Source organism: Sphingomonas sp. H160509, assembly GCF_024124765.2.
Lineage (GTDB): Bacteria > Pseudomonadota > Alphaproteobacteria > Sphingomonadales > Sphingomonadaceae > Sphingomonas.
The window spans coordinates 88,449-112,265 of the sequence record NZ_JAMXSR020000001.1 but is presented as its reverse complement, the minus strand read 5'-3'; the positions used below and the strand labels follow the sequence as shown (position 1 = coordinate 112,265).

The window sequence follows — 23,817 nt, the reverse complement described above, 5'->3', positions numbered from 1 at the left end:
GCCCTGATGATGCTTGCCGCCTGCGCCACCAACGGCATCGGGACATCACCTGCGAGCGTAGCGTCCGTCACTACACTTCACGAGGGCGAATGGCGGGTTGAGGATATCAGGGGGCGCGGGCGTCATCGACAATTCGCCAGCGACGCTGCTGTTCGGTCCAGACGGCAGGCTGTCAGGCAATGCGACCTGCAACCGCCTGATAGCCAGCTATACGGTCGAGGGAAGCAAGCTGACGATCAGCCCGGCCGGCACGACGATGATGGCGTGCCCGCCTGCGCTGATGGACCAGGAGCGCAAGCTGGTCGATCTTCTCGGTAAGGTGTCCAGCTACAGCATCGATCACACGGGCGCGCTTGTTCTGACAACCACATCGGGCGACCAGCTCGTGGCACGGCGCTGACCTCTCTTGGAAAGCATGCCTGATCCTACCTCCTTACGAAGCGGATGTTCCACTGGAATAAACGATCGGCCGCCACGTCGATTTGACATTAAGGAGGTGTACCGCGATGTTCGCGGAATGCCTCTGCTTGAGACATATAAGCGGTTCATTGATCACGCCGGCCAACTCGCCGCACGCCGCTAGCCCGAGCTCGCGGACATTTGCCGCTTGAGTTCGGGCTCCATTCGATTTTGATCCCGCGGCCGCGCGAAGCGCGTTCGCGATCTCGAATAAGCGGGAATCGCACATGTCAGAATTTACTGAAAAGCCGTACCATCGGCTATCGCGCAATAACGATGGGATACGCATCGTAGAAAATCGCCAGCGGCTACGCTCAAGGCCCAGGCACTTTTTTTTCCAATAATTTCTCACTAGAAATAGAAGACGAAGTGACCACAGGTTCCGAAATCGATCCCAACAGCAGGCTTAGCCGCCTGGGTAGATTTATTGATCTAAATCTTGCCTTATTAATTCTGGTGGTTGGCGTTCCAATACTTATTTATTGCGTTATCAGCTCGGCGCTTTAAGCGGCCGGATCGGCATCATCGTTCGTGACCGTTGGTATCACCGGTCATGGACGGTGCGTCGCGGCCCCTAAAATCTGCTCAATCGCCTCTGTCGCACAGCGTTCGTCATTTGCTCATCCGCCTGAACGCCGAGGCTGACTCTATCAGGCAGGCTTGCCAGGTCCCTTCGCCATATGATCGGCGATGGCGCCCGCAGTCGTCCACCAGATGCGTGGGTCAGCAGCCTCTCTCAGCCGGGTCAGGGCTCGATCAAGATGAAGTGCGCGGTGCGCCTGCCCCATGATGTAGGGATGGAGCGCGATGCCCAGCACCAACGGGCGACGGTCGCACTCGGCAAGAAGCTGTTCAATCGCGTCCTCGATCATGCCGGCAAAAGTTTCGGCCTCCTGATGACGGGTGATGATCGAGGGGATGTCGTTGATCTCCTGGGAATACGGGATCGATAATATCCCCTTGCCGCTCCGGGTATCCAGTCGTGTCGGTTGATCGTCATGTGCCCAATCGAGGACATAGCCGAACCCTGCTTCTTCAAGCAGATCGGGCGTATTCTCACTTTCCGAAATCCACGGCCCGAGCCAACCGCGGGGGCGGACGCCGATGGCTTCGAATTCCTGAAGCGTACGCGCGATCATTTCGCGCTCCTCGTCTTCGCTCATGTGGCCCCTCTGCCTGTGCATTGGTGCGTCCATGCGCGGCAATTTCATCGCCCCGGTCCCGGCACGCCTCCGCAAGCCCCGGGCACCGCGTGATGATGGCACTGTTGACGAGCGCCGTCGTCTTCAGTTCGAGCCGGTCGAACATCTCCATGAAACGCCAGGCGCCGACGCGGTTGCCGTAATCGCGCCAAGCGAAGTTCATAACGTCGGGATCGGTCTTGGACGGGGCCAGGGTTGCGCCCATCCCGTCGCCAAAGGCAAAGACCTCATGATTCACGCCGAGGTACACCGCCAGACGGCGTCCTTCCGGCCAGCTGTAATCGGGGCGGCCGACGATCGGGACGTACTTATACCGGCCGTGATGTGGCAGCTCCGTCATGGACGAGTCCTCGCTTTGCCCAATACCTGCGCGATAGCCTCGGTCGCACAGCGCTCGTCATTGGCGGCTCCACCTGACCCGGCGACGCCGATACCCCCGATCACGTCACCATCAACGACAATCGGCATGCCACCGCCCAACAAAAGCAGTTCGGGAATGGTGACGAGGTTACGAGACGTCGGATCGGTCGCTGCGCGCTCAGCCAGTACGGTCGTGTTGGCCTTGGTCGACAAGGCGGTGAACGCCTTGCGCTGGGCTGCTACCGTGTTGTGCGGGCCGATGTCGTCGCCGCGCTGGAGCGAGACCAGGTTTCCGCCGCGATCGACCACCGCGACCACAGACTCCCGACCGATCGTACGACACGAAGCTATTGCGGCACCTGTCAGGCTGTTGGCCAGCGCCAGCGACACGGTTTTACGCTCCAGCGGTACTACGGGCGTTGCCGCGGCGATTGCCGCGGGCAGAAGAATGACGAGACTCAACACCGTGATGTGACCTTTCAGGAATAATTAGCGCGAAGGCGCATCAGGCGACGCCGGTTGCGATCAGCGCAGCCCAGCCGACGAGGAATGCCAGCACTAGCCATGTCAGAATCGCACCGCCTGCTCGCGGTACGTTGGAGCGGCGCAGGTCCATTCCGATCGGATGGGCGATCCGGGCGACAACAAACATCGCACCGGTGACCCCGAGCGTCAGGCTAGACCCGCGGGCGAGCTCAATCAGCGCCAGCAGCGCTAGGACAAACGGAGCATATTCGACCAGATTGGCATGAGCGCGCATCCGTCCAGCAAGTACATCCTCACCGCCGTCGCCGATCAGCACATTGTCGCGCAACCGCATGCGGAAGATCCGCAGGCCAAGCCACAGGCTAATAGTGCCGAGGGAAGCTGCTACCGCGAGCGTGACGGGAAGCGTCGTGCCCGTCACACTCAGTTTCCCCGGTAGGTGGAATAGCCATAGGGGCTGACGACGACAGGCACATGGTAGTGACCCGCCTTGTCGATCACGCGGAACGTCAGCGTGATTTCCGGAAAGAACGGGCTCGCTGCCGCATTGGGATAGCGCGACATGTCGAACTGGAGCTTGTAGATTCCGGTGTCGAACGACTTGGCATCCCCAAAGCTACGAACGCGGCCATCGGCATCGGTGGTAGCGGTGCCGACCTTTGCCAGCGTCCGTCATCCGCACGCTTCGAGAGGGTTACAGGCACGGCCTTGCCGCCAACGCCTCGGGCGAGATCAAGAACGTGAGTGGAAATGTCGGCTGCCGCGGCGGGGGTGGCGACTGCGCCGAGCAGTAGAGCGAGAGCGATGGCCTTCATGAGCGATATCCTTGCTGAGTGTCGTATCGGGAAAAGAGGGTGTCGAGCCGCGATGTGCCTGATGGTACGATCGCACCCTGCTGGATCAGACGACGGTCGCGCGGCGGAGCGGCAACTGCAGACGCGGCGTTTTCTGCATCGACTATGAGGAACGTCGCTTCGTCACCGATAGCCAAGCCGTAACGTCGGAGCCCCAGTACCGATGCTGCATCCGTCGTAGCCATATCCAGCGCGGTCGCGAGATCGGCGTCGGTGAAGAAGCTTGATCGATACCCGATCATCATCGCCCGCCCGAGCATGTCGGCATCGCCATACGGCCACCAGGCATCGCGGATATTGTCGTTGCCGGCAAACACACGCACGCCTGCAGCACGCAGCATTTTGATCGGAGGGAAGGCGCGGTCACCCGGCGCATTCGTCATGATCGCTACGCCGGCTTCCGCTAGGATATCGGCCGTGCGGGCGACTTCGTCCGGCCCGACATCGCCGAGCGCATAGGCGTGGCTCACGACAACCTTGCCCTGCATTCCGATCGCGATCGTTCGTGCAGCGATCCGGCGCAGCTGCTCGATCCCCTGTCGACCGGGTTCGTGGAGGTGGATATCGATCTTCACGCCGTGCCGTTCCGCCACGCCGAACACCACGTCGAGGTGCGCGTCGGCATCACCGTCGAACGCCGAAGGGTCCAGCCCGCCGACGACGCGTGCCCCTTCCCGAACGGCCGCATCGAGTAGATCGGCGGTCCCGGGGGATGCAAGGATGCCGGCCTGGGGAAACGCGACGATCTCGACATCGACGCGGTCCCGCCACGGCTCGCACGCCGCCATCACCGCATGCAGATTGGCGAGGCCGAGCGACGCATCGACGTCGACATGGCTACGCATCGCGACCGTGCCGAAACCGTGCGCCTGCGCCAGCAGTGCATGGGCACGATCCGTGACCGGCAATGCATCCGCAAGCAGCTGTTTCTCGATACCCAAGCGTTCGCCAAGGCTTTCGGCTTGGCGATGCGGACGCCAGTCATCGCCAACGAAGCTCTTGTCGAGATGGATGTGGCCTTCGACCAATGCGGGAAGGACCAGAAGCCCTGCCAGGTCGATGCTATCGGCACTGGCTGCCAGCGATGCCGGATCAACAAACTGACCGTCCGACACGGCCAGATCGCTGGTCCGACCATCTTTCAGCAGAGCGTTTCGAAACAGGCAGGGTGCAACGGCGTCACGCAAATCAGCGGTCCTTGGCTTATTAAAATCTGCAAGTGGGCGCGGTTGACGGCATTTACGAATGAGATATTTGAATGATAGGCATTCGATATTAGGATACCGATATGCTCGACCCGAGATTGCTCCGTACCTTCGTCGCTATCGCCGATGCCGCGAGCTTCACGATCGCAGCCGATCGTCTTAATTCCACCCAGTCGACGGTGAGCCAGCATCTTGGCCGCCTCGAAGCGGCAGTCGGGCAGTCGCTGATCGATCGATCGGCAAGGCCTATTTCGCCGACGCCTTCGGGCGAGCGGTTGCTAGGCTATGCACGGCGGTTACTGGCCTTGCAGGATGAAGCGCAGACATTGCTGGTCGACCCATCGGGAACGATCACGATCCGCATCGGACTGCCCGACGATGTCGTGACTCAGGCTATGAGCCAGCAGTTTGCACGGTTCGCCGAACGGCATCGTGAAATCCGGTTAGATGTGACGACAGGCCTCAGCCGCGATCTGACCAAACGCTTCCGTGCCGGCGAATTCGACATCGCCATCGTCAAGGAGGCGAGAGCAGATGGCGACGCCCGCGCCAGCTTTTCCGAACCGCTTGGCTGGTTCGAAGCCACAGACATTTGCAACGACTGGCCTGACCCTATCCCTCTCGTGACGTTTCCACCGGGCGGATTGTACCGTGACCTAATGATCGACCGGATAGAGCGCGAGCGCCGAAGGTGGTACATCGCCTTTACCGGCAACAGCCTGGGCAGTGTCTTGTCCGCAATCGAGGCCGGGCTAGGAGTGTCGGTGCTGCCCGTCAGTACCGTCGCCGCACACGCCGTTCGTGCCAGTTCCATCTTTGTCGCGGACGCGCCGTTGGTGGTGTCGATCTATGCCTGGGAAAGCGATGGCGCGACGGGAGAGCTGGTCGCTGCGATGAGCGAAGTGCTGTCCGACCGTCCGGGCGAGCAGATCAATTCCAAGCCTCTCAACAAAGGGTAATCTGTTTGCGTGCGCTTTTTGCCCCGATCCTCGCTGGTGCCACATTCGGCGATCGGCTGTTGGCGTGTACCGGTGCTGCGGTCGGAATTACGCTTACTGCGGCCGTGACAGCGATGGCGTTCGGAAACGGATGGACGGCGATTCTGCTAGTGGCCCCGATGGGCGCTTCCGCAGTGCTCATCTTCGCCGTACCGGCCAGCCCGCTTGCGCAGCCCTGGTCAGTGATTGGTGGCAACGTAATCTCAGCCGTTGTCGGGGTGGGGATCGCATCCATGGTGTCATCGCCCGCGCTTGCGAGCGGCGCTTGGCAGTCGGAGGCGCGATCTTGGCAATGTCGCTGCTGCGCTGTCTCCACCCTCCTGGCGGGGCTGCCGCACTGACCGCAGTCATAGGCGGACCTGCCGTTACGGCAGCGGGCTGGATGTTTCCGGTCCTGCCTGTTGGTATTAATGCCGTGATCCTGACCGCTGCCGGGATGCTTTTTCATATGCTATCAAAGCATTCCTACCCGCATCGTGCTGTCGCAATGACGGCCGTGCCTGCTGTTCTGGGAGGCGATACCATCCCCCATCCGGAAGACCTCGACGCAGCACTCGCGGACCTTGGTGAGACATTCGACATTGGTCGTCAGGATCTCGATTTACTCTTAGAACGTGTGAAAGTGCATGCGGCCACACGCCGTGCAGACAACAATGCTAGAAAACTGCGTTGAGGCTCAGATAAACGACGGCGATGCTAGATGCCCATCAACACAGCGATTGGAGCTATAAGTAATAGCGAGCTTCGTGCGGTACTGATCCTGTTTGCACGGGCATTACGTAACGTCGTCTAGGTCTTTAGCGATCGCCAACTACTCGTAAAACGCGAACCGGCTTAAACTGGCGGTCTTTCGTAGTCGAATTATGATTCGAAGGCGCCACGTCTAACGTGGGGGTATCGAGAATTGTCCGGAGAGAGCTTTAGACGTGGAGTCTACCGGATGGGCCCAAGTGCAGAGCGTTGCAGCGATACAACAATTGAATGATCGCCAGCCGTAGCTTGGGCTGGCGATCATCTTGCAGGCTCTAGAAGCTTACCCGGGTACCCAGGCGCAAGGTGCGTGGCTCAACTACGCGGCTCAACCGACCATCGGTGGGTCCCGAAGTTTCAAACGACGGAATATAGGATTCGTAAAAATAGGCGATGTCCTTGTCACGGCTGTCGAGAATGTTGAGCACCTCGCCATACACCTCGAACCGGCCGATTTTGCGGGCCGCCCGGACGTTGACGACGGTGCTTCCTGAATCCCGGACGCTATTGTCTTCGATCAGCGGATAAGGCCCGAGGTGACGGACGCGAACGCTTGCCTCCCACGGATCGAGCACCAGCGCGATCCCGGCGGATGCGGCGTTCTCGAAGGCGTTCGGAATGCGATCGCCATTGTCGTACCGCGACCGGCTCGCGGTGTAATTGCCGTCGATCGCAAGCCACGGCCTAGGCCGCCAGAACGCCACCAGTTCATAGCCACGACGTTCGCTCGCACCGGTCGGCTCGACCGCATTGGAGTCGCCGACGAAGCGCAGTTCACTGTCGACGTCGAGCCACCAATAGGTCGCGGTCAGCGTAATGCCGGGCAGCTGCCACCGGGCGCCGACTTCACGGCCGCTGCCGCGGACCAGCACAGGCACCGGCGTTTCAACGTTTACCGCGCCGCGGACGTCGTTGGAGTGGAACCCGCGCCCCCAGTTGCCGTAGAACTCCAGCCGGTCGGTCGGCGAGTACGCGATCGATGCCTTGGGCGACAGGATCGTGTCGTCGCCGCTGCCTGCCCCCCGCCAACACCGCCGCCTGATCCCGCGCGCGAACGACGTAGTGATAATAGTCCCCACGAACCCCGCCAATCAGGCGGAGACCCGTAACGGGCGTCCACGTCGCTTCGCCATACAATGCTGCCGACGCTTCTTCGACATGGTAGCGGCCGAGCGACGACAGGAACGATCGCGCGCTGGTGCGATACACACCGACGCTGCCGATATGGTCGTAGCGCTCTTCGGTACCGAGCGAGACGGCGAGAGCTGGTGCGAGCGTCCAGCGCTTTTCGCCCCTCGCGCCGACGATCCAGCGTTTGTCGAACTGGCGGATCTGCGCGCTGGTCCCGTCCAGGTCGGTGTAGGTCGGGTTCGAATACATCGACCAGTCGTAGAACTGACCATAGACGTTGGCGTACCAGTCAGGCTGGCGCACTGCGACGTTGCCGACGAGCCGTGTCGTTTCGCCGCGTGCAGTCGGATCGGGTGAACAGAACACGTCCTTGCAGGGCGTGGTACCGATGATGCGCTCGGGAATCTGTTCGGTCGGACGCCAGGTCGCGCGGTAGGCGTTAAGCGACGCTTCGATCTGGCCTGCCCCAGCTGGGGCGGTATATTTCGCAAAGCCAGATGCATGTCGTAGATGTTCGGGCTCCTCCCATGGTCCGTCATAGACCTTGGTTTGCGCGACGAACGTCAGCTTTCCCGCACCAATGCCATCAATCGTCCCGCCCGCGGCGATCCGACCATAGCCATAAGAGCCGCCCTCGACCGAAAGCCACGGCCGAGCAAAGCTGTCGATCGTGGTCATGTAGGCAGCCCCCGCCAGCGCGAAGTCGCCGCCATCGGCACGGTATGGCCCTTTGCGAAAATCCTCGCGCGCGACGATCTCCGGGATCAGTCCGTTGAGATCGAGATAGCCTTGGCCATGACCGTGGGTGCGCAGGTTCATTTGCACCCCGTCGATATAAGTCGTGAAGTCCGAACCGTGATCGAGATTGAAGCCACGTAGGAAATACTGGTTGGCCTTGCCGCTTCCCGAATGCTGCGCAGCGACCATGCCAGGTATCGCCTCCAGCAGTTCGGCAACGCGCAGCAGCGGGCGAACCAGAAGGTCGGCACCGGCGACGGTGCCCTCACTTGCTGCATGGGCAACACCGATCTTCGCTTCGCCGCGGCCGAACACGACGATGTCGTTCGTTGCCTGTGACGGCACAGCCTCGGTGTCTTGCACCTGAGCCCATGCGGGTGTGGTGCTACATGCCGAAGCGAGTGCTACGCATTCGAGCCATTTCGTTCGTAATCTAAGATTCTTCATGTCCGTCCCCCGTGCGCCAAGCGACTTCGGACGGGGGCGTCCGCTGTGAACGGTCGGCACGCGTCGGCAGGCGGACGCAAGCGCCCGCGACACGAACCGATGCGACCCCCGCCGCTCGTTCGTCGCTCAGACGGAAGAACCGTGCCCCGACCATCCCCTGGACCAAAGCAAGAGCGACCAGACGCTGGCAGGTCTCCTGGCTCACGGGTCGTCGCTCGACATACGGCCTTCCCGGATCTCGGCCGTTACGGCATTGATCCAGTGGCTGCACCCTCTGGAAGAGGACGCGATATACGTCTCGCTCGCCGCTTACAGTTGCAGGGACAGCCTCGGCTTCGGGAGAGCGTCTCCCACACCGTGTTCCCTATTAAGTCCCTCTCGGGACACCAGCGCGATCATTGTCAGATCGGAGATACTTCTCCGGCCTGACGGACATTGCGTACCGGGGAAGGTTCCGATCGGCAAGACAGCCTCGGCCTTCTCTGATCCCGTCCGTTTGCAGGGGAGATCGACACGGCAATGACAGGACTGCCTGCCTGCGCTACCCGCGTTCGGTGTTCGCCGTTCGTCGCCTCCTAGCGCAACGCTACTTCGCTGTGCTCGTGTGCGCGGCAACGCTGTTGCTCAAGCTGCTCGTACCGACCGGGTACATGATCGGCAGCGAGCATGGCCGGATCACAATCGAGCTATGTTCCGGCGTCGCCCCTCGAGCCGTGACGATGGCGATGCCGGGGATGCATGGCGACATGCCCGATCATGGCAAGTCGCAGGACCACGGCAAGGCTGAAATGCCGTGCGCGTTTGCGGGCCTGTCAGCCGCAACGCTCGGTGCGATCGATCCTATTCAGCTCGTCACCCTGATCGCCTTCGTCATGGCGGTCGGGCTGTCACCAACCGTGCTGCCGGCGATCATTCGCCGCAGCCATCTTCGGCCTCCGCTTCGAGGCCCCCCAGCCGTCCTTTGACCAACTGATCGCGTGCTCTTTCAGGAGCAACCACGTCCACGGCCCGCGTGCAATTGCGGGGGCCGGTCAAAGGCCTATTCATGACCCGATCTCACGTGATGGCAGGGGTGTGTCTACCCTGCCTCCTACTCGCCGTACCAGCATCTGCTCAGGAGCTGGCGGCACCCGCCAGGAAGCCCGACACTACAGCCACCAATGCGCAGGGCGTCGGACCGGCAGAAACTGACGACATCATCATCACGGCGCTGAAACGCCCGCAGGCGCTTCAGGATGTGCCGGCAAGCGTCACCATTCTGTCCGCTGACCTGCTGCGCCGCCTCAATGCGCAGGACTTTTCTCGCGTCGCGGACTCCGTGCCGGGCCTGGCCTTTGCGACCACGGGACCCGGCAACTCGCAGTACATCATACGCGGGATCGGCGGGGTGGGGTTCGTCCAGTCGCCGACCACGGGCGTCTACCTCGACGAGACCCCGCTTCAGACCCGCGCACTCCGCGGCTTTTCGCAGCCCGACCCGCAGCTGTTCGATGTCGCTCGGGTCGAAGTGCTGCGCGGACCGCAAGGCGTGCTGTTCGGATCGTCATCGATGGGCGGCCTTGTCCGCATCGTGACCAACCAGCCCGACGCATCTAAGATCGCTGCACTGAGTCAGGCGAGCATTTCGACCATCACCGATGGCGGCACGAGCTGGGACGCCAAGGCCATGCTCAATCTGCCGATCGTCGCCGATAGGTTGGCGCTGCGCGTCTCGGGCGGGTTTGTCCGGCAGGGCGGCTGGATCGACGATCTGCGGCCCGCCACCGGCGACCTGACCGAGAATGCGGGAACGTCGGCGGTTCGCAAGGACGTCAACTGGACGCGTACAGGCACGGTTCGCGCTGCGCTGCGCTGGAATGCGACGCCGACCCTGACGATCACCCCGTCGTTGGTCTGGCAGGACGCCTACAGCAATGCGGACCGTCCCCATAGCGACGTGACCTTCGGCAAGCGCGCGCGGCTCAAGGCGCGGTATGCGGACACGTACGCCAAGGACGAGTTCGTCATCGGCTCGCTGCTGATCGAGAACCGGTTCGATGCGCTTGGCGGGTTCACCGTGTCATCCAATTCGTCCTGGCTCGACCGGCGCAACCGGCTGTCGTTCGACGTCACGGCATTCGATTCTCCGATCGTCGAGGACATCGTCGGGCCGGGTCCAGGCGGCAAGCTGTTCCCAACGCCGCTCAAGGATTTCGGTCGCACGAAACAATTCACGCAGGAGGTGCGCGCGGTGTCCGATGGCCCAGGGCGGCTGCAATATGTGTTCGGCGCGCTCTACCGCGATCTCCATCAGGACTCCGGCCGTACGATCACCGTCGCAGACCTGTTCGGCGTTACCGCGCCGCTGCCGCTTGGTGCCAGCAGTCCGGCCGTCATCCAGGACACGACGGTGCGCTTCCGTGAGAGCGAGATCGCGGCCTTCGGCGAGCTGACCTATGCCGTTGTACCGAAGGTGAAGGTCGCCGCTGGCGCACGCGTGTTTGCCTATCGCCAGCGCGAAGCGAGCCGACGCTACGGGGTCGGTGGCGTCGCAGGCGGCGATCTCGCCTACGATTATGACGAGCGCAATCGCGAGAATGGCGTCACACCGCGCTTCACGCTGAGCTATGAGCCAAGCCGTGCCGCGACGCTCTACGCCAGCTACTCGCAGGGCTTCCGGACAGGCGGCGTCAATGCGCCCGTGACCGACGATATCTGCTCGGCCGCGGAACGTCGCGCGGCAGGCATTCCCGACGTACCGCCACCCTACGACAGCGACCGTACCGATAATTACGAAATCGGCGCCAAGACCAGCCTGTGGGGCGGTCGCGTGCGGATCAACGGCGCTGCTTATGCGATCGACTGGAAGGATTATCAGCAGGCGTTCCAGACAGCGTGCGGGATCAACAATGCGACGACCATCTCCTTCACCGTCAACGCCGGCCGGGTTCGTAGCCGTGGCGGCGAGCTTGAGGTCACCGTGTCGCCAATCCGCGGACTCGATCTTCATGCGGGCGGTTCGTTCACCGACGCGACCTACCGCAACGACGTCCCCAACCTGCTTCTGCCGGCAGGGTCGCGTGTGCTCGATGTGCCGCGCTGGCTGTGGAATGTGCACGGCGAGTACGAAGCAGCACTCATAGATGGTCTGACCGGCAATCTGTTTGCCGCGGCGCGTCACGTCGGCGGGTCCAACAGCGGGTTTGGTGAAGGTGAGGTGCTGCCGCGTCCGGCCTATACGCTGGTCGACGCCTCGGCGGGGGGTGACGATGCGTGGCAGCGTGGGGGGTCGACCTGTTCGTTACCAACCTGTTCGACGCCGTACCAGTCTTTGGGCAGGAGTTCACGACGTCCCCCGGCAACACCACTGCGACCAGCTACTTTTCCTATCTCGTCGGCCCGCCGCGGACGGTCGGGATACGTCTGACCAAGGCATTATGATGGCGGGCATGGACACTTCAGCCTTGAACGGGAACCCACCTAACAGCCGGCGGACACCCGGCGTACGGTGGTACAACGCGGTATGGCGCTGGCACTTTTATGCTGGCCTGTTCTGCATCCCGTTCATCATCTGGCTGTCGCTGACGGGCACGATCTATCTGTGGCGGCCACAGCTGGAAGCAGTGTTGGACCGGCCCTACAATCATCTCCCCGTTGCCGGGCGGACGGTCTCACCCGATGCGCAGGTCCACGCGGCACCAGCTGCGGTGCCAGGATCGTCGCTGCATAAATATATGCTCCCAGAAAAGCCGGGAAACGCCGTGCGTATCATCGTCTCCAGTGATGGCTTTGATCACCGCGTCTACGTCGATCCGCACTCGCTTGCGGTGCTGAACGTCATTGGCGAGGAAGATCGGCCGCTCAATGTCGTGTCGCGTCTTCACGGCGAATTGCTGGCGGGGGTGTGGGGCAGCTACCTCGTCGAGATCGCCGCCTGCTGGGCGATCGTCATGCTCCTGACAGGTCTCTATCTGTGGTGGCCGCGCAACCGGAAAGGGCTCGCGGGTGCCCTCTACCCGCGCCTGAGGGGCGGCCGACGCGTGTTCTGGCGTGATATTCACGCGACTGCCGGCATCTGGGTGTCGGTGTTCGCGCTCGGGCTGATCCTCACTGGCCTTCCGTGGGCAAACGCCTGGGGCAGCTATCTCGGCGAAGTCCGCACGCTCACGGGCGCGACGCAGGGTCCGGTTGACTGGACGATCAGCGGAAAGGCGCCGACGCCGAAAACGGACGCAATGCTCGGCCCTCACGCCGGGCATGACGGCATGGTCATGGCCACGCCCACGATCCGACCGGGTGAACTTGCCCGCGTGATCGCGACGGTCCGGCCGTTGCGGATCGCGCCGCCCGTGCTGCTGTCTCCGCCCGAGCATGAAGGCGCGCCGTGGGCGGTGTCATCGGACGCAGCCGATCGCCCACTGCGATCGGACGCGCAGGTCGATGGTGCGACAGGCCGCCTTGTCGGCCGTGTCGCGTTCGCCGACCGCCATTGGATCGACCGGGTCATTGGCTACGGCATCGCGGCGCACGAGGGCGCGCTGTTCGGTATCGCCAACCAGATCCTCGGTACGCTCACTGCGCTGTTGCTGGTCGTTTTAGCCGTATCGGGCGGGGTTATGTGGTGGCGGAGGCGACCAACGGGCTTGTTGGGTGCGCCGGTGCCATCGGCGCGCCCACGCTACCGGCCCTTGTTGGTCGCAGCGATCGTCGGACTTGGGATCTATATGCCGCTGTTCGGCGTGACGCTGGTGGTCGTGGCGATTGTTGAAAGGGTCCTGCTGCGTCGCCTCCCTCAAGCGCGGCGCTGGCTGGGACTGGAGCCTTCCGCCCTTCACGCTGCCTGAAGGACGAGGAGACCGCACCAATCCCTATCTGGCCCAGTCCTTAGTGGGCCGCAGGAGCCCGCGAGATTGGAGCCACCAGACAAGCTCGTCGAACCAGTGGTCGCTCGTCGTACCTTTCGCGTGCAGATCGAACCCGTGGCCACCTCGCTCGTACAGGTGCAGCTCGGCCGAAGCCCCTGCCTGCCGCCATGCAGTGTAGAGCAGCACGGGATCGTTCCGCTGATATTCGTCATCGGCCGCGCCGGCGATGAATGCCGGAGGCGCATCTTCCGGGACCGGCGTGCGCAGACCTCCGTAGATCAGGCCTACAAAGTCAGGCCGCGACGCTTTGGCGCCGATTGCCAGATCGGCCGCAAGATACGCGCCCGCTGAAAATCCAATCACGCCAACCTTGTGAGGATCGATGCCCCACTCGCGTGCGCGCTGCCGGACGATCGCCATGGCTCGCGCGCCGTCCTCGATCGCATGAGGCTCACCGGCGAAGCGCGGCATCTCCACCGGTCTGCCCGTCTCCGCCCGCGACATGACGATACCCATTTCTTTCATGTGGACATCCGGCATCCGCATCGGCCCGTCGCCGCTCCGGATCGTCCGGTACTTCAACACGAAGGCTGTGATGCCACGATCGGCCAGTGCCCGCGCCACGTCCGTGCCACCAAAAGTGTAGCCGAGGGCTACGAAGCCACCACCGGGCGCGACGATCACGGCGGTGCCGTTGGCGCGACCAGGTGCAGGGCGATACAGCTCCAGCGTCGGTTCGCTGACATCGTAGATCATCGTCTCGCCGGTCTCCATCCGGTCCCGCACTTCCGGGACACCGAGCGACGGGACACTGCCCTTTGCATAGAGGGGAATGATCTTCCCGCCGGTCGCCGGTGCCCGCGCGCTTGCGGCCGGCGACAGCGGGGCGACTGCCACGCCTATGCTTGCCAAAGCGATCCAGCGCCTCGCCAGCTTCGCCAAGGTCATATCCGCACCTTGAGCGTAACATAGGCCGAACGGGGCTGGTTGGGGGCGACCACTGGATAGCCGAGGTACGAAAAGGGGTCGAAGGCTCGTCGATTTCCCAGATTGACCACCGATGCGCCGAGCGTGAACCGACCGATGTCGTAGGACGCCTGCGCATCGATCGCGGCATAGCCCGGCACTGCAATGGTATTCGGCAGCGTCAGCTCACGCGAGGTAAAAGCACTGATACCTGCACCGAATGAAAGGCCCTTGGCCGCACCATACAATACCCGGTAGCGGGCCGCGGCCCGTCCGCTGCTTTTGGGAACGCGAGCGAGCCGCTCGCCAGGTGCCACACCATCGTCGCGGGTATCGGTGTAGGCGTAATTGGCGAGGAGCGAGAAGGCCGGTGTTGGCTCCCACACCATGTCCACTTCGACCCCGCACGCGCGTTGCCGTCCGCTCTGAACGTAGAAGCCGATATTGGCGGGATCGGCGGTGACGACATTGTCGTGGGTCTGCCGGAACACCGCGATCGTGCCGGAGAGGCCCGTGCCGGTAAGCGCCAGCTTCACGCCGCCCTCGATATTGCTCGACGTCTCCGGCACCGGCGTCTGCGTGCCGATGAAGCCGAAGGGCGCACGGAACGCGGTCGCATAGCCCGCGAAGAGGGCGACGCCTTTCACGACATCGAGCGTCGCGCCGACACGGGGTGAGACGTGCGTGTAGGTCTTGTCGTTGGCGACGCCGATGTTGCTGTCCTCGACGAACTTCAGCGAGGTGACGCGCAAGCCTCCGGTCAGGTGCAGCGGACCGTAGGTTGCCTGATCCTGGATGTAGCCAGCAAACGTCGTAAAGCGATCATCGGTATAAGAGTTGACCGGTAGCTGCGGCGTGTAGCGTAGATCGTAGCTCGGGTCAGACAGGTCAATCGTGCCCGAGGGGGGAGTCGCTGACGAACAGGCCCATCGCGCTGTAGAAGCTGGTCCAATCATAGTTGACGCCGATGAGCACCTTGTGCGTGCCCCCAAGCAGATCGACGTCGCCGGCCAGATTGGCATCGACGGTCGCCTCCTTCGTGCGGTTTCTCATGGTGATCGGGAACACGTCGTAGAGCGGCGCTACGGTCTCGGTAGGGAAGAGGCCCGGATAGACGAAGCTCCCCTGTTCATTGATCTTGCTCGAATAGTAGCGGCCGCTGATCGTCAGCTTGAGGCGGTCGGAGAGGGCGTGGCGCAGCGTCGCCTGCGCCATGCGGATGTCGTTCGTCGTCAGCGGCTGATCGATCGGCGAGCCGGGAAAGGTATCGCGGTCGATCGAGCCGGCCAGTGCAGCATCGGCGGGCAGGCCGGAATATTCGAGATTGCTGCGATGGCTAAACTGCCCCTGGAGCAGCAGATCGGTCGCAGGATCGATCTGGAACGAGACGCTGGGTTGCACCGACCAGCGCTCGCCATGCACCTTGTCGATCCAGCTATCGTTGCTCTGATACTCGCCTGTGAGCCGCGCAGCGATCCCGTCAGCCAGAGGCACATTGATGTCGCCGTAGGGGTTCCAGGTCGAGAAACTCCCGGCGCGCATCGCCAGATACCCGCCTGCCTTGTCGTTCGGCCGGACGCTTTCGAGGTTGATGACCCCGCCAAGCGGCGTGCCGATTCCCCCGCCATAGAGGGTAGCGGTCGGCCCCTTGAGAACGTCGATCCGCTCAATGCCTACCAAGCTGTTCGGGTCGTAGGCCTGCTGGTTGCCGGCGAACACCGACAGCCCGTCGAGGTACACTTCGGCCGGAAAGCCGCGAATGATCGGGGGGATGAAAAGTACCTCGTCCGACCGCGTCGGGGTGACACCCGAGACGTTGACCAGTGCGTCACCGAGCGTGCGACGGTCCTGCTCCTGGATCAGGGTCCGCGTCAGCACCTGAACCGATTGAGGTACCTGGATAAGCGGCGTGGCGGTTCGGGTCGCTGCGGTCGTCTCCGGTTCGGCATAGGTCTGACGTTGGCCAGTGACGATGATGTCCCCTGCCCACCTTTGAGCCGGGGCTAAATCCGGAGCCGTTGACGATGAGGCGTCAGCACTTCGCGTCTGAGCGATGGCTGACATGGGAAGTAGCAGGCACGACGCGGCAGCGCTCGCTAGAAGATTGGTTCGGAACATGGGAATACCTTTGACCGGTCCGACGTGGAGGACGCGGACCGCAGTTCATGATCGCGCTTGAGAACGATGTGGAATGACAGGTCAGAGGTGGGCGGGTGGTCCGCGTAACGGGGGGCCGAGATGAGTGGGGCACGACGGGGCCGGTGTACTGCTGGCGATCAGGTCCAGAGCGAGGATGAAGACTATCAGGGCTGCTAGCTGGATCGGATCGATCGCGCCGGTCATAGCGGCTGACAGGCCGGCAAAGGCGCAGGGCATCTCGGCCTTGCCGTGATCTTTCGATTTGCCGTGATCGGTCATGTCGCCGTGCATCCCCGGCATGTCCATCGTCATGGCGGCAGGGACAACGCCCGAGCAGATCGTGATTGCGATGCGACCATGATCGTTGCCGATCATATAGCCGGTCGGGACCAGCAGCTTCAGCAGCAGCGTCGCCGCGCAGATCAGCACGGCCAAGTGGCGTTTCGCCAAAAGATACCGGACAATGTACACAGGGAGCCGACTACCTGTGCTGGCGGAAAGTGTCACTCGGACATTCCGTCTCGCCTACTTTCTCCTTTTAGCAACCTTTTCGAGAAAGACAGCAGCGCGACACGGTGGCATCTATCGAACCTACCTCCCGGAAAGCGGTCGGATTGCTTCTCGCCAAATGTCGTCGTTCGTTGTCCGTTCGCTCCTAGCGTACGCAGAATCCACTTTTGTGTTGTGACCCCAAGTTGGAAAAGCGGGTACCGCGGCGTCAGCCGCAGGCGTCCATCAGACGGGTGGCGCCGCCAAAGGCGCGCAGGGCCGCTGCCATTTCGCGGCGGATGTTCGTCTTGTTAGAGACGGTGATCTCGGTCACGAGACGTTCGCCGGTGGAGGTGGCGTAGCCTTCGGCGAGCATGCCGCCTTCGGCCTCGATCCGGATCAGGTGGCCACGGCGGGGCGCTGGACCGACATAGCGGGCGGTGAACTCACCGAGCTTGCCCGTCAGGCCCTTGATGGCCTTGCCCCAACGGATGTGGCCGGCGCCAAGATTGTCGGTGCCGTCATAGCCGCGGTCGAGCCAGCAGCGCAGATGCGCCCGCTGTTGAAGAAGCGAGTTTTGCGATCGCTCCATGTTCGCGCACAGCGGCAGTGCGCTTGCGAAGGCGTCGACGATGCGAAGGTAGTCGCCCTGTACCGCTATCAGGACGTCATCGATCTCGTGTCCACTGAGGATGGCGCGGAGGGCATCGCCGTGGCTAGGATCAGCGATCATATCGTCGGCCTGTGAAGCCGCGATCGGCACCTTCGTCTCGACCGGGCAGCCATTCACGACGAAGCCGTCATGGCGGTCGATCGTGACGATCGTCATGGCCTCGGTGCCGGGTCGGGCGCGGATCTCATCAACGAGACGCAGACTCGAGACTCGCATCAACCCCGGCGTCACCTCTTCGATCGTTGCGTCAGAAACAATCAGCAGACGCCTAGACCGCCGCGTTGGGCGGGCATGATCGTTTGGCTTGGGCCAGCTGCTCGGCACCGGTCGTGCCCTCGGCGGTAGCGGCGCTACCGGGCGTTGATTATCCCGGCGAATGGCGGCGAGGTTGCTGCGGCGCGCGGCGTCAAACAGGTCGGCCTGGTCACCGCCACCATCGGCAAAACCACGGTCATAGGCCTCGCGCTTGGCGTCCTGCCGGCGCGAGCCATCGGCGCAAAAGCGATGCTCCCAACCGGCATCGGCCGCGGTCCAACCGCTCGCGTAGGCAACGGCCAGATCCCAGTCATAGCCGTAGCGATCCCGGCCACGCAGGATCGCAATCTCGCTATCGACGATCGTCCCTTCCCGGGCGCGCGATTCCATGAAGGCGAAGTTCCGGGTCTGCCGTTCGGCCTCCGTCCTGGCGGCTATCGCGTCGTTCAATGGCTTCATCGCCGTGATACGTTCGCGTCCCCTTGCCATCCGGTCCTCCAGTGGCGCTGTGGGTGGCAAATCCGGATAGGATCGCCAGATCAGGGCCAGCTCGGTTGCCTGTTCGACCGACCGGCCACGCGTCAGCCAGCAACGCATATCGGTTGAATCAAAATAGTCCGGCTCTACGGCCTCGGCGTCATGCGGTGACCGGACAAGGGGAACGCTCCCGCCGGGACGATCCCGGCGGGCTGCGATTGCAGCATCAGCATTGGCTCAATCCTTCAGAGGATGGGCGGGATTACGCTTCGGCCAGACGTTGGCGCGCGGCCTCCGCCTGTTGCGGAAAGGCCGCTGCTAGGTGGCCGTGAAGGATACCGAAGTCAGCGATCGGGAACGTCCCGTCGGCGTTCGGCCTCGTCGTCAGCAGCGCACCGATCACCAGCTCGACGTGGTCGAGGCGTTCGATCTTGGCGACCGAACCATCGTACATGACCGGGGGCGTAAATCCGGCCTCGAGCCATGACCCCAGACCCTCCTCTACCGCTTCGGCATACGCCTGAACGGCTTCGTTTTCCTCGTCCTCGATGTGGAGGGCAAGCGTCCGATAGACGCCAAAGTCATGTCGGTTCGTATTCGGTCCAAGCTTGCAGCCGGCGGGCGGCATGCCGTGCCGCGCAATGATCGCCAGCTTGTAGGCGACGATCTCGAACGTGTTCACCGCCTCGAAGTCCGGCGTCTGGCCGAGTTGGGCGCAATCCTCGTTGGCCGGTGCGCCACCAATATCGATAATGTAGGACATGGGTATCTCCATCGATCCACCTGGATCGACCCAAACCCCATCCCCCTCCCCCTCTAACGCCTGCGAAGCGGGTTGCTCAGAATCGATAAAGGAACGGGCGCACCGCGCGCTGCGCCGGTTCGTCGATCGATCCCAGCGTCTTGAGGCGGTCGGTCTCAAGCGTGGCGCCGAGCGTTTCCGGCAGGTAGGCATAGCGCGCGGCAATCTCGATCGCCGCTGCTGCGGTCGGTAGCTCGTCGGGCTCAGTACCCTGCCATTCGACTACGTCTTCCTCGCCTTTCATAGTCGGGTGAGGACGCAGGAACTGCACGAAGAACGTCGCCAAGGGACGATCCCAACCGATCGCCACGGTGGTGCCGGCGTTGCCGGTGAAAGTATGACGGCTCATCAATTAATCCCCCAGTCGGTCAGGAAGCGAGCGTGATCCACGCAAGCTGCCACGGGCGCGGATGCGGCGTAAAGCGGAGTACGCCGGGGACCTGTTCAGCATCACCAGCCAGCCGCTCGACCAGCCAGTCGATATAAAGGATGGCATCGGCCATATCCCCCTCGAGCAGATCGTCGAGCATCGCCGACTGGCGCGCGTGATCCTCGGTGAGCATCGACCAGTCGAGCGCATCAAGGAAACGCTCCCGTCGCTCTATGAAGTGGGCAATGCGTGTGGCGTCGGCTCGTGCAACCGCGAGCGCGTCTTGGATGTGCATGGGCATCACTCCTTCAGGCGGCGATCAGGACCGGGGCGACAGGCACGATCGGTCGGACTGCGATCGACAGATCACGGCGCAAGCGATCAGCGAAGCGGTCCGGCTTCAGCAGATCGGCCATCGGCGCGTAGTGGTTGGGCGGGCTCGTGCTATCGCCGACAGTCCGGTACGCTACCTCGCGACCCTCGTGACGTGCGCCGATCCTGACAGTGACGGCAAACTCGCCGGCCGCCAGCAGGACATGGCCGGATTGATCGCGTTCGCCCTGAAGCGACACTATCTCGAATGTCCCCGGTGCCAGGCCGATGCAGACGGCGAGGGCGTTCATCGCCTCGGTCGCTTCGATATGAAAACGCTCCTTGGCGCCGGCGTCATATTCCACGCCGCGGATTGCGAGCGCCAGCAGCGTCGGGAACCGCTTCAGGTCTTCGAGGCGGCGCCTGCAGGCGTGGCGAAGTACGTCGCGGGGCGCACGATTGGTCGACACGGTTGCCATGTGACGCGCCAGCAGGACGACAGCGGGGTCGCTGTTGGGATCGACGCCGGCATTGCGGCAGTCGTCGACCGCTTTTCCGATCGCGTGCAATGTCGCGACGACAGTGGTGAGGGGCGCTCGGGTCCAGCGCTTGTTGGTGGCGGAAAGGCACATCGTAAATCATCGACGCATGCTCCGAATGAGGACCGTGCGCTCTTTCGGCGCACACTCTTCACCCCCCCTCTCTTCTCCCGCGACACCCGGTTTGCGCTCGTATCGTCAGCCCCTCAGGGCTGGGCGCTTGGGCACGTCTCGGGAAAGATGTTGCCGGATTTTGGCAACATCTTTCCGGCCTTTAGTCGGCCCCCTCCCCCTCCGTTGGCCAGAGGGGGGTAGGGCGACGACGCTCCCGATCGTCACGGCACCAGTTCGACATCAAGAGCCGCAAAGGTGTTGATCGGGCGTGAGCTGTCGTAGCGTGCTGCATCACACAGGCCTTTGAAGTCCGGGCCTTCATACTGTGCAAAGCCCAGATGATCGCAGCCGGAGATGCGTTGCCCGGTGACGCCGATCTTGCCCTTGGGCACCCAGTCGGCCCAGTCTCCGGACGCTGATCGTACCCCCGATCTCTCCGATCGCGGCCTCGTAGAGCGCTACCTTCTTCAGGACGTAGCTATCGCTTGGGCTGATAACCTCGCCGGTGAAGGCACCGTATTGCATCGGTCGCCAGTGACGTGCGGTCTGATGGGCAAGGTCGCGCTCGATATCGAACAGCGGGTCTTTTAGCGCTGCGAACTCGGTCTCGAACCCGACGACCACCAGCGACCAGTTGACGTCCTCCTCGTAGTAGATGCTGTCGAGGCGCAGCGCGTCCGGTATCGCAGCCTGACGCTCATCCGACAGGACGAAGCCACCATGCGAGGGGGGTGGTAACGAACCAGATGCCTGGCAGGCGCTGGATCGCGGTATCGGGGATGTCCCAGAGCGTATGCACGGGCGCGGGAGTCGAAGTGAAAGCGGGCATGATCGTCTCCTTGATCGATGCCCTTCCCCTTTCCCCCTTCCCTCCTTACGTTCAGCGGTCCGGATTGCCTCGGACCCGGCTCTCGCACGAGAGGCGTTCGCCGCGACGCCATTTTGCCGGATCGATGAAGTAGCCGGCATGCACGCCGGCATGTCTGGCCTCGGCGTTTTCATAAGCGGCGAGATAACGCTGGGCGCGCTCGGGGTCGCTTTTCAGGTAGCTGGTCGCCGGCACGGCAAGCCCCGCGGCGATCATGCTCTCACCAAGGTCTTGCCCCCAGATCTCGACCGTTCCGATCGGACGACCGTAGCTTTGCTTGCCAGTCAGGCGGATCGTGCTACTTCCTGACTTCAAGAGCTTCGACGCATAGTCCTGCGCTGCCTTGCCGCATAGCCAGCAGCCGTTCGCATTTCGACACAATTGCCGCTTCTCGAAGGCATCAGCCCCAAAAATCCGCACGTCGAACGATACGGTGTCACCGTCGATCGCGCGACCGTCAGCTCGGATCATCGACGGGTCTTCGGCCTGGGACGCGGCCCCTCCGCAGGCGGCAAGGGCAAAAGCGAGGACAAGGGTCATGCGCATGCGCGTGCGTCCTGGATCAGGGCGTCGGTCGTCTCGACGATCAGCCACGGCTGCAGAGGCTCGCCCGTATCGACGATGTCGGTGTGGATCCCGTCAAGGCGCATCCATGCGGCGACCCTGACGGCGTTGGACCTGCTGCACAGGATACGGCGGAGCGGCGAGAGGGGAGTGTTGGCAGACATCGGGCTATCCATCATGCAGGTGTCGCATACGCGGCAGGGGCCGCGAAGACGGTGCGGTGAACTTTGGTTTCTGGAACGACAGACCAAGCCAGGTCGCGGAAATGCGAGATACGGTAGTGGCCGTGCCCCCTTGTCACTCCGGAAGGTGATCTTCTCGCCGCGTTTCACGACGATGAACTCGGTGCCGGTATGGCCGTCGCCGAACGAAACCGGGCGGGGAAGTTTGATCCGCATCCCGTTATCAACTTTGCGGGCGTGCAGCCTGAGCCGCACGAGGCAACGGCGCCGCCAATCCAGCGCGCTCTCTTTGCTGGTCGGCGAGAGGAGACGCAGGATCCGGGCAGGGCATCCGGCCTCGCAGGAGCCCATCGATTCCTCCTGGTCCTTGTATGCAAAGACGTATCCGTCCCTGGCCTTGGGGTTCCAGCGGACCAGACACACCAGTGCGATGACGTAGAGCGGCTCGTCGTCTGAGATGATCTCAGCTGCTGCGTACCAGACGCGATTTCCGACGAACGCGCTGTCGATAACGCGCATGCCGCGCGTGCCGCCACCATCCAGCGCACGGCTGTAGGTGAACTGGTCGTCGAGATAGGCCTTGGGGTTCGGGTGGCCGGCCATGCCGGCGCTGGTCATCGAGAGCCAACCCATGTCGTGTTCTCCGGTTCATGCGGCGAGCCGCGTTTCTGCTGCAGTCTCGGTCGAGAAGGCGCGAAGGTAGGAGAAGGCCTGTTCGGCCTTGGTGGCGGCCAGGAAGATCGCGGTCTTGTCGGCGCGCAACACCCCCAACCAGTTGGCGAGGTAGGAGGCGTGGCTGTCGTGCAGCTCGGTCGGGAGGCCAAGATCGCCGCAGATCATGGCCGAGCCAAGCTCAGCGACCAATTCTTCGACGCAATATGCGTTGTCGCCGAAGCGCTTCCCGAAGGTGCGATCGAGCCGGGAGGCATGGCCCGCCCAGTGGACGGTCTCGTGCGCCCGAACCGATGCGTATGCGTCGCCTGACTTGAAGCTGCCGGTGTGCGGCATCTGGATATAGTCGAATGTTGGGTGGAAGAAGGCGCGGTCACCACCGTGACGGACCTTGGCCGGAATACCGCCAAAGAAGGCGTCGATCTCGATCCTGCCGTTCTGAGATCAGCAAAGGGGTCGGTGCGACCTCGCGCGGGTAGTAATAGTCCGGCAGGCCAACGATTTCGTCGGCGTTGAAGACGACATAGGAACGCAGAAAGCGGATCATCTGGTCAGCGGTCGCACCGAGCAGATTGGGCATTCCGGCCTTGCGGAAGGTCGAGGCGTAGACGGAGAAAGACGGTCTCGCATCGCGGTTGATCTCGCCGCCCAGTTCGCGGACCTGACGGGCGGTCATCCAGTAGCGGCTGCGATAGCCATAGGTGTCGGCGGTCGCCCAGAGCCACAGAGCGTTTATTCCGGTGTACGGAACGCCCTCGTGGCGCAGTGGCCTGCCGCCCTCGCCGGTAACCGACCAGGAGCGCTGCCACGGCAGGGTCCCGGCTTCGAGCCGTGCGATGATGGCGGCGGTGATGTCGGCCGCAATGTCGCGGGTTGTAGCGGTCATGACGCTGTCCTCGTTAGCGGTGAGGAAAAGGCACT

General features: G+C 62.9%; 29 protein-coding genes, 1 pseudogene and 1 riboswitch. Of the genes and pseudogenes, 7 read left to right on the top strand and 23 right to left on the bottom strand.

All coding sequences use genetic code 11. The features are described 5' to 3' along the window. Window positions 1–97: 97 nt before the first annotated feature. The gene (locus NHF48_RS00590) at window positions 98–400 is read left to right on the top strand and encodes an META domain-containing protein (protein WP_253069915.1); all 303 of its coding nucleotides are present in this window, start codon (window positions 98–100) and stop codon (window positions 398–400) included. Between the two features lie 709 nt (window positions 401–1,109). Here NHF48_RS00590 and NHF48_RS00585 read toward each other — a convergent pair. The 6 genes from NHF48_RS00585 to NHF48_RS00560 all read right to left on the bottom strand — a co-directional run bounded on the left by NHF48_RS00585 (window position 1,110) and on the right by NHF48_RS00560 (window position 4,476). Further along, window positions 1,110–1,622, bottom strand: coding sequence for a hypothetical protein (locus NHF48_RS00585; RefSeq protein WP_263816561.1), 513 nt, complete (start codon window positions 1,620–1,622; stop codon window positions 1,110–1,112). After that, window positions 1,516–2,001, bottom strand: coding sequence for a hypothetical protein (locus NHF48_RS00580; RefSeq protein WP_263816560.1), 486 nt, complete (start codon window positions 1,999–2,001; stop codon window positions 1,516–1,518). Before NHF48_RS00580 ends, NHF48_RS00585 begins: the two co-directional genes overlap by 107 nt. After that, window positions 1,998–2,486 carry a GlcG/HbpS family heme-binding protein gene (locus NHF48_RS00575; protein WP_253069914.1) on the bottom strand — a complete coding sequence of 163 codons (489 nt, stop codon included), beginning with the start codon at window positions 2,484–2,486 and terminating at the stop codon, window positions 1,998–2,000. Before NHF48_RS00575 ends, NHF48_RS00580 begins: the two co-directional genes overlap by 4 nt. Window positions 2,487–2,526: 40 nt before the next feature. Further along, on the bottom strand, window positions 2,527–2,928 hold the full coding sequence (locus NHF48_RS00570) for an MAPEG family protein (RefSeq protein WP_253069913.1): 402 nt from the start codon (window positions 2,926–2,928) through the stop codon (window positions 2,527–2,529). Between the two features lie 2 nt (window positions 2,929–2,930). Next, a complete protein-coding gene (locus NHF48_RS00565) occupies window positions 2,931–3,173 on the bottom strand; it encodes a hydroxyisourate hydrolase (protein ID WP_253069954.1) in 243 nt (80 codons plus the stop codon). Between the two features lie 145 nt (window positions 3,174–3,318). Then, complete coding sequence (locus tag NHF48_RS00560; protein ID WP_263816605.1) at window positions 3,319–4,476, bottom strand: amidohydrolase family protein; 1,158 nt, start codon at window positions 4,474–4,476, stop codon at window positions 3,319–3,321. 173 nt (window positions 4,477–4,649) lie between these two features. Here NHF48_RS00560 and NHF48_RS00555 point away from each other — a divergent pair, with 173 nt between their 5' ends. The 3 genes from NHF48_RS00555 (at window position 4,650) to NHF48_RS25630 (ending at window position 6,237) form a co-directional block, all read left to right on the top strand. Further along, a complete protein-coding gene (locus NHF48_RS00555) occupies window positions 4,650–5,525 on the top strand; it encodes a LysR family transcriptional regulator (RefSeq protein WP_253069911.1) in 876 nt (291 codons plus the stop codon). Between the two features lie 104 nt (window positions 5,526–5,629). Next, the gene (locus NHF48_RS25635; RefSeq protein ID WP_446741099.1) at window positions 5,630–5,905 is read left to right on the top strand and encodes an HPP family protein; all 276 of its coding nucleotides are present in this window, start codon (window positions 5,630–5,632) and stop codon (window positions 5,903–5,905) included. Beyond that, window positions 5,857–6,237, top strand: a complete 381-nt coding sequence (locus tag NHF48_RS25630) for an HPP family protein (protein WP_446741098.1) — start codon at window positions 5,857–5,859, stop codon at window positions 6,235–6,237. The genes NHF48_RS25635 and NHF48_RS25630 overlap by 49 nt, the downstream gene beginning before the upstream one ends. A 352-nt stretch (window positions 6,238–6,589) precedes the next feature. On the opposite strand, the pseudogene NHF48_RS00545 reads toward NHF48_RS25630, so the two are convergent. After that, window positions 6,590–8,630: pseudogene (locus NHF48_RS00545) on the bottom strand (TonB-dependent receptor). 169 nt (window positions 8,631–8,799) lie between these two features. Next, a riboswitch (cobalamin riboswitch) is annotated at window positions 8,800–9,036 on the bottom strand. 148 nt (window positions 9,037–9,184) lie between these two features. Here NHF48_RS00545 and NHF48_RS00540 point away from each other — a divergent pair. The 3 genes from NHF48_RS00540 (at window position 9,185) to NHF48_RS00530 (ending at window position 13,453) form a co-directional block, all read left to right on the top strand. Beyond that, entirely contained in the window at window positions 9,185–9,595 is a 411-nt protein-coding gene (locus NHF48_RS00540) for a DUF2946 family protein (protein WP_263816557.1), read from the top strand. Window positions 9,596–9,675: 80 nt separating this feature from the next. Further along, entirely contained in the window at window positions 9,676–12,036 is a 2,361-nt protein-coding gene (locus tag NHF48_RS00535) for a TonB-dependent receptor (protein ID WP_253069909.1), read from the top strand. A gap of 22 nt (window positions 12,037–12,058) precedes the next feature. Continuing rightward, window positions 12,059–13,453, top strand: coding sequence for a PepSY-associated TM helix domain-containing protein (locus NHF48_RS00530; RefSeq protein ID WP_446741093.1), 1,395 nt, complete (start codon window positions 12,059–12,061; stop codon window positions 13,451–13,453). A gap of 24 nt (window positions 13,454–13,477) precedes the next feature. Here the strand turns inward: NHF48_RS00530 and NHF48_RS00525 are convergent, their stop codons facing one another. From NHF48_RS00525 to NHF48_RS24450, 16 genes are all read right to left on the bottom strand, one after another. After that, on the bottom strand, window positions 13,478–14,416 hold the full coding sequence (locus tag NHF48_RS00525; protein WP_263816555.1) for an alpha/beta hydrolase: 939 nt from the start codon (window positions 14,414–14,416) through the stop codon (window positions 13,478–13,480). Between the two features lie 2 nt (window positions 14,417–14,418). Further along, on the bottom strand, window positions 14,419–15,396 hold the full coding sequence (locus NHF48_RS00520) for a TonB-dependent siderophore receptor (protein ID WP_253069906.1): 978 nt from the start codon (window positions 15,394–15,396) through the stop codon (window positions 14,419–14,421). Next, on the bottom strand, window positions 15,329–16,504 hold the full coding sequence (locus NHF48_RS00515) for a TonB-dependent siderophore receptor (protein ID WP_263816554.1): 1,176 nt from the start codon (window positions 16,502–16,504) through the stop codon (window positions 15,329–15,331). Before NHF48_RS00515 ends, NHF48_RS00520 begins: the two co-directional genes overlap by 68 nt. A 135-nt stretch (window positions 16,505–16,639) precedes the next feature. After that, window positions 16,640–17,029: a hypothetical protein gene (locus tag NHF48_RS00510; protein WP_263816552.1), complete on the bottom strand. Its 390-nt coding sequence runs from the start codon at window positions 17,027–17,029 to the stop codon at window positions 16,640–16,642. A 268-nt stretch (window positions 17,030–17,297) separates the two neighbouring features. After that, the gene (locus tag NHF48_RS00505) at window positions 17,298–18,593 is read right to left on the bottom strand and encodes a hypothetical protein (protein ID WP_253069903.1); all 1,296 of its coding nucleotides are present in this window, start codon (window positions 18,591–18,593) and stop codon (window positions 17,298–17,300) included. 142 nt (window positions 18,594–18,735) lie between these two features. Continuing rightward, complete coding sequence (locus NHF48_RS00500) at window positions 18,736–19,236, bottom strand: hypothetical protein (RefSeq protein WP_253069902.1); 501 nt, start codon at window positions 19,234–19,236, stop codon at window positions 18,736–18,738. 76 nt (window positions 19,237–19,312) lie between these two features. Next, entirely contained in the window at window positions 19,313–19,624 is a 312-nt protein-coding gene (locus NHF48_RS00495; protein ID WP_253069901.1) for a hypothetical protein, read from the bottom strand. A gap of 19 nt (window positions 19,625–19,643) precedes the next feature. Continuing rightward, window positions 19,644–19,940 carry a hypothetical protein gene (locus tag NHF48_RS00490; RefSeq protein WP_253069900.1) on the bottom strand — a complete coding sequence of 99 codons (297 nt, stop codon included), beginning with the start codon at window positions 19,938–19,940 and terminating at the stop codon, window positions 19,644–19,646. Window positions 19,941–19,953: 13 nt separating this feature from the next. Then, on the bottom strand, window positions 19,954–20,589 hold the full coding sequence (locus NHF48_RS00485) for a hypothetical protein (protein ID WP_253069899.1): 636 nt from the start codon (window positions 20,587–20,589) through the stop codon (window positions 19,954–19,956). Window positions 20,590–20,831: 242 nt separating this feature from the next. Continuing rightward, the gene (locus NHF48_RS00480; protein WP_253069898.1) at window positions 20,832–21,002 is read right to left on the bottom strand and encodes a hypothetical protein; all 171 of its coding nucleotides are present in this window, start codon (window positions 21,000–21,002) and stop codon (window positions 20,832–20,834) included. After that, window positions 20,929–21,282, bottom strand: coding sequence for a DUF7007 domain-containing protein (locus NHF48_RS25625; protein ID WP_446741097.1), 354 nt, complete (start codon window positions 21,280–21,282; stop codon window positions 20,929–20,931). Before NHF48_RS25625 ends, NHF48_RS00480 begins: the two co-directional genes overlap by 74 nt. Window positions 21,283–21,307: 25 nt before the next feature. After that, window positions 21,308–21,439: a hypothetical protein gene (locus tag NHF48_RS00475; RefSeq protein ID WP_263816549.1), complete on the bottom strand. Its 132-nt coding sequence runs from the start codon at window positions 21,437–21,439 to the stop codon at window positions 21,308–21,310. A gap of 51 nt (window positions 21,440–21,490) precedes the next feature. Beyond that, window positions 21,491–21,949, bottom strand: coding sequence for a thermonuclease family protein (locus NHF48_RS00470; RefSeq protein ID WP_263816548.1), 459 nt, complete (start codon window positions 21,947–21,949; stop codon window positions 21,491–21,493). 65 nt (window positions 21,950–22,014) lie between these two features. After that, window positions 22,015–22,842 carry a DUF6927 domain-containing protein gene (locus NHF48_RS00465; RefSeq protein ID WP_342454530.1) on the bottom strand — a complete coding sequence of 276 codons (828 nt, stop codon included), beginning with the start codon at window positions 22,840–22,842 and terminating at the stop codon, window positions 22,015–22,017. A 30-nt stretch (window positions 22,843–22,872) separates the two neighbouring features. Beyond that, window positions 22,873–23,298, bottom strand: coding sequence for a zincin-like metallopeptidase domain-containing protein (locus tag NHF48_RS24455; RefSeq protein WP_342454538.1), 426 nt, complete (start codon window positions 23,296–23,298; stop codon window positions 22,873–22,875). Further along, entirely contained in the window at window positions 23,270–23,782 is a 513-nt protein-coding gene (locus NHF48_RS24450; RefSeq protein WP_342454529.1) for an ArdC-like ssDNA-binding domain-containing protein, read from the bottom strand. The genes NHF48_RS24455 and NHF48_RS24450 overlap by 29 nt, the downstream gene beginning before the upstream one ends. Between the last annotated feature and the right edge of the window lie 35 nt (window positions 23,783–23,817).

Bases quoted from the DNA above. Each gene is read 5' to 3' on its own strand.
- NHF48_RS00505 (WP_253069903.1), bottom strand. From the start codon at position 18,593: ATGCGTTGCTGGCTGACGCGTGGCCGGTCGGTCGAACAGGCAACCGAG.
- NHF48_RS00585 (WP_263816561.1), bottom strand. From the start codon at position 1,622: ATGAGCGAAGACGAGGAGCGCGAAATGATCGCGCGTACGCTTCAGGAA.
- NHF48_RS00520 (WP_253069906.1), bottom strand. From the start codon at position 15,396: ATGATTGGACCAGCTTCTACAGCGCGATGGGCCTGTTCGTCAGCGACT.
- NHF48_RS00490 (WP_253069900.1), bottom strand. From the start codon at position 19,940: ATGCACATCCAAGACGCGCTCGCGGTTGCACGAGCCGACGCCACACGC.
- NHF48_RS00495 (WP_253069901.1), bottom strand. From the start codon at position 19,624: ATGAGCCGTCATACTTTCACCGGCAACGCCGGCACCACCGTGGCGATC.
- NHF48_RS00475 (WP_263816549.1), bottom strand. From the start codon at position 21,439: ATGCCCGCTTTCACTTCGACTCCCGCGCCCGTGCATACGCTCTGGGAC.
- NHF48_RS24450 (WP_342454529.1), bottom strand. From the start codon at position 23,782: ATGACCGCTACAACCCGCGACATTGCGGCCGACATCACCGCCGCCATC.
- NHF48_RS00500 (WP_253069902.1), bottom strand. From the start codon at position 19,236: ATGTCCTACATTATCGATATTGGTGGCGCACCGGCCAACGAGGATTGC.
- NHF48_RS00470 (WP_263816548.1), bottom strand. From the start codon at position 21,949: ATGATCCGAGCTGACGGTCGCGCGATCGACGGTGACACCGTATCGTTC.
- NHF48_RS00485 (WP_253069899.1), bottom strand. From the start codon at position 20,589: ATGTGCCTTTCCGCCACCAACAAGCGCTGGACCCGAGCGCCCCTCACC.
- NHF48_RS00530 (WP_446741093.1), top strand. From the start codon at position 12,059: ATGGACACTTCAGCCTTGAACGGGAACCCACCTAACAGCCGGCGGACA.
- NHF48_RS00580 (WP_263816560.1), bottom strand. From the start codon at position 2,001: ATGACGGAGCTGCCACATCACGGCCGGTATAAGTACGTCCCGATCGTC.
- NHF48_RS00535 (WP_253069909.1), top strand. From the start codon at position 9,676: ATGACCCGATCTCACGTGATGGCAGGGGTGTGTCTACCCTGCCTCCTA.
- NHF48_RS00515 (WP_263816554.1), bottom strand. From the start codon at position 16,504: ATGTCAGCCATCGCTCAGACGCGAAGTGCTGACGCCTCATCGTCAACG.
- NHF48_RS00465 (WP_342454530.1), bottom strand. From the start codon at position 22,842: ATGACCAGCGCCGGCATGGCCGGCCACCCGAACCCCAAGGCCTATCTC.
- NHF48_RS25630 (WP_446741098.1), top strand. From the start codon at position 5,857: ATGTCGCTGCTGCGCTGTCTCCACCCTCCTGGCGGGGCTGCCGCACTG.
- NHF48_RS00555 (WP_253069911.1), top strand. From the start codon at position 4,650: ATGCTCGACCCGAGATTGCTCCGTACCTTCGTCGCTATCGCCGATGCC.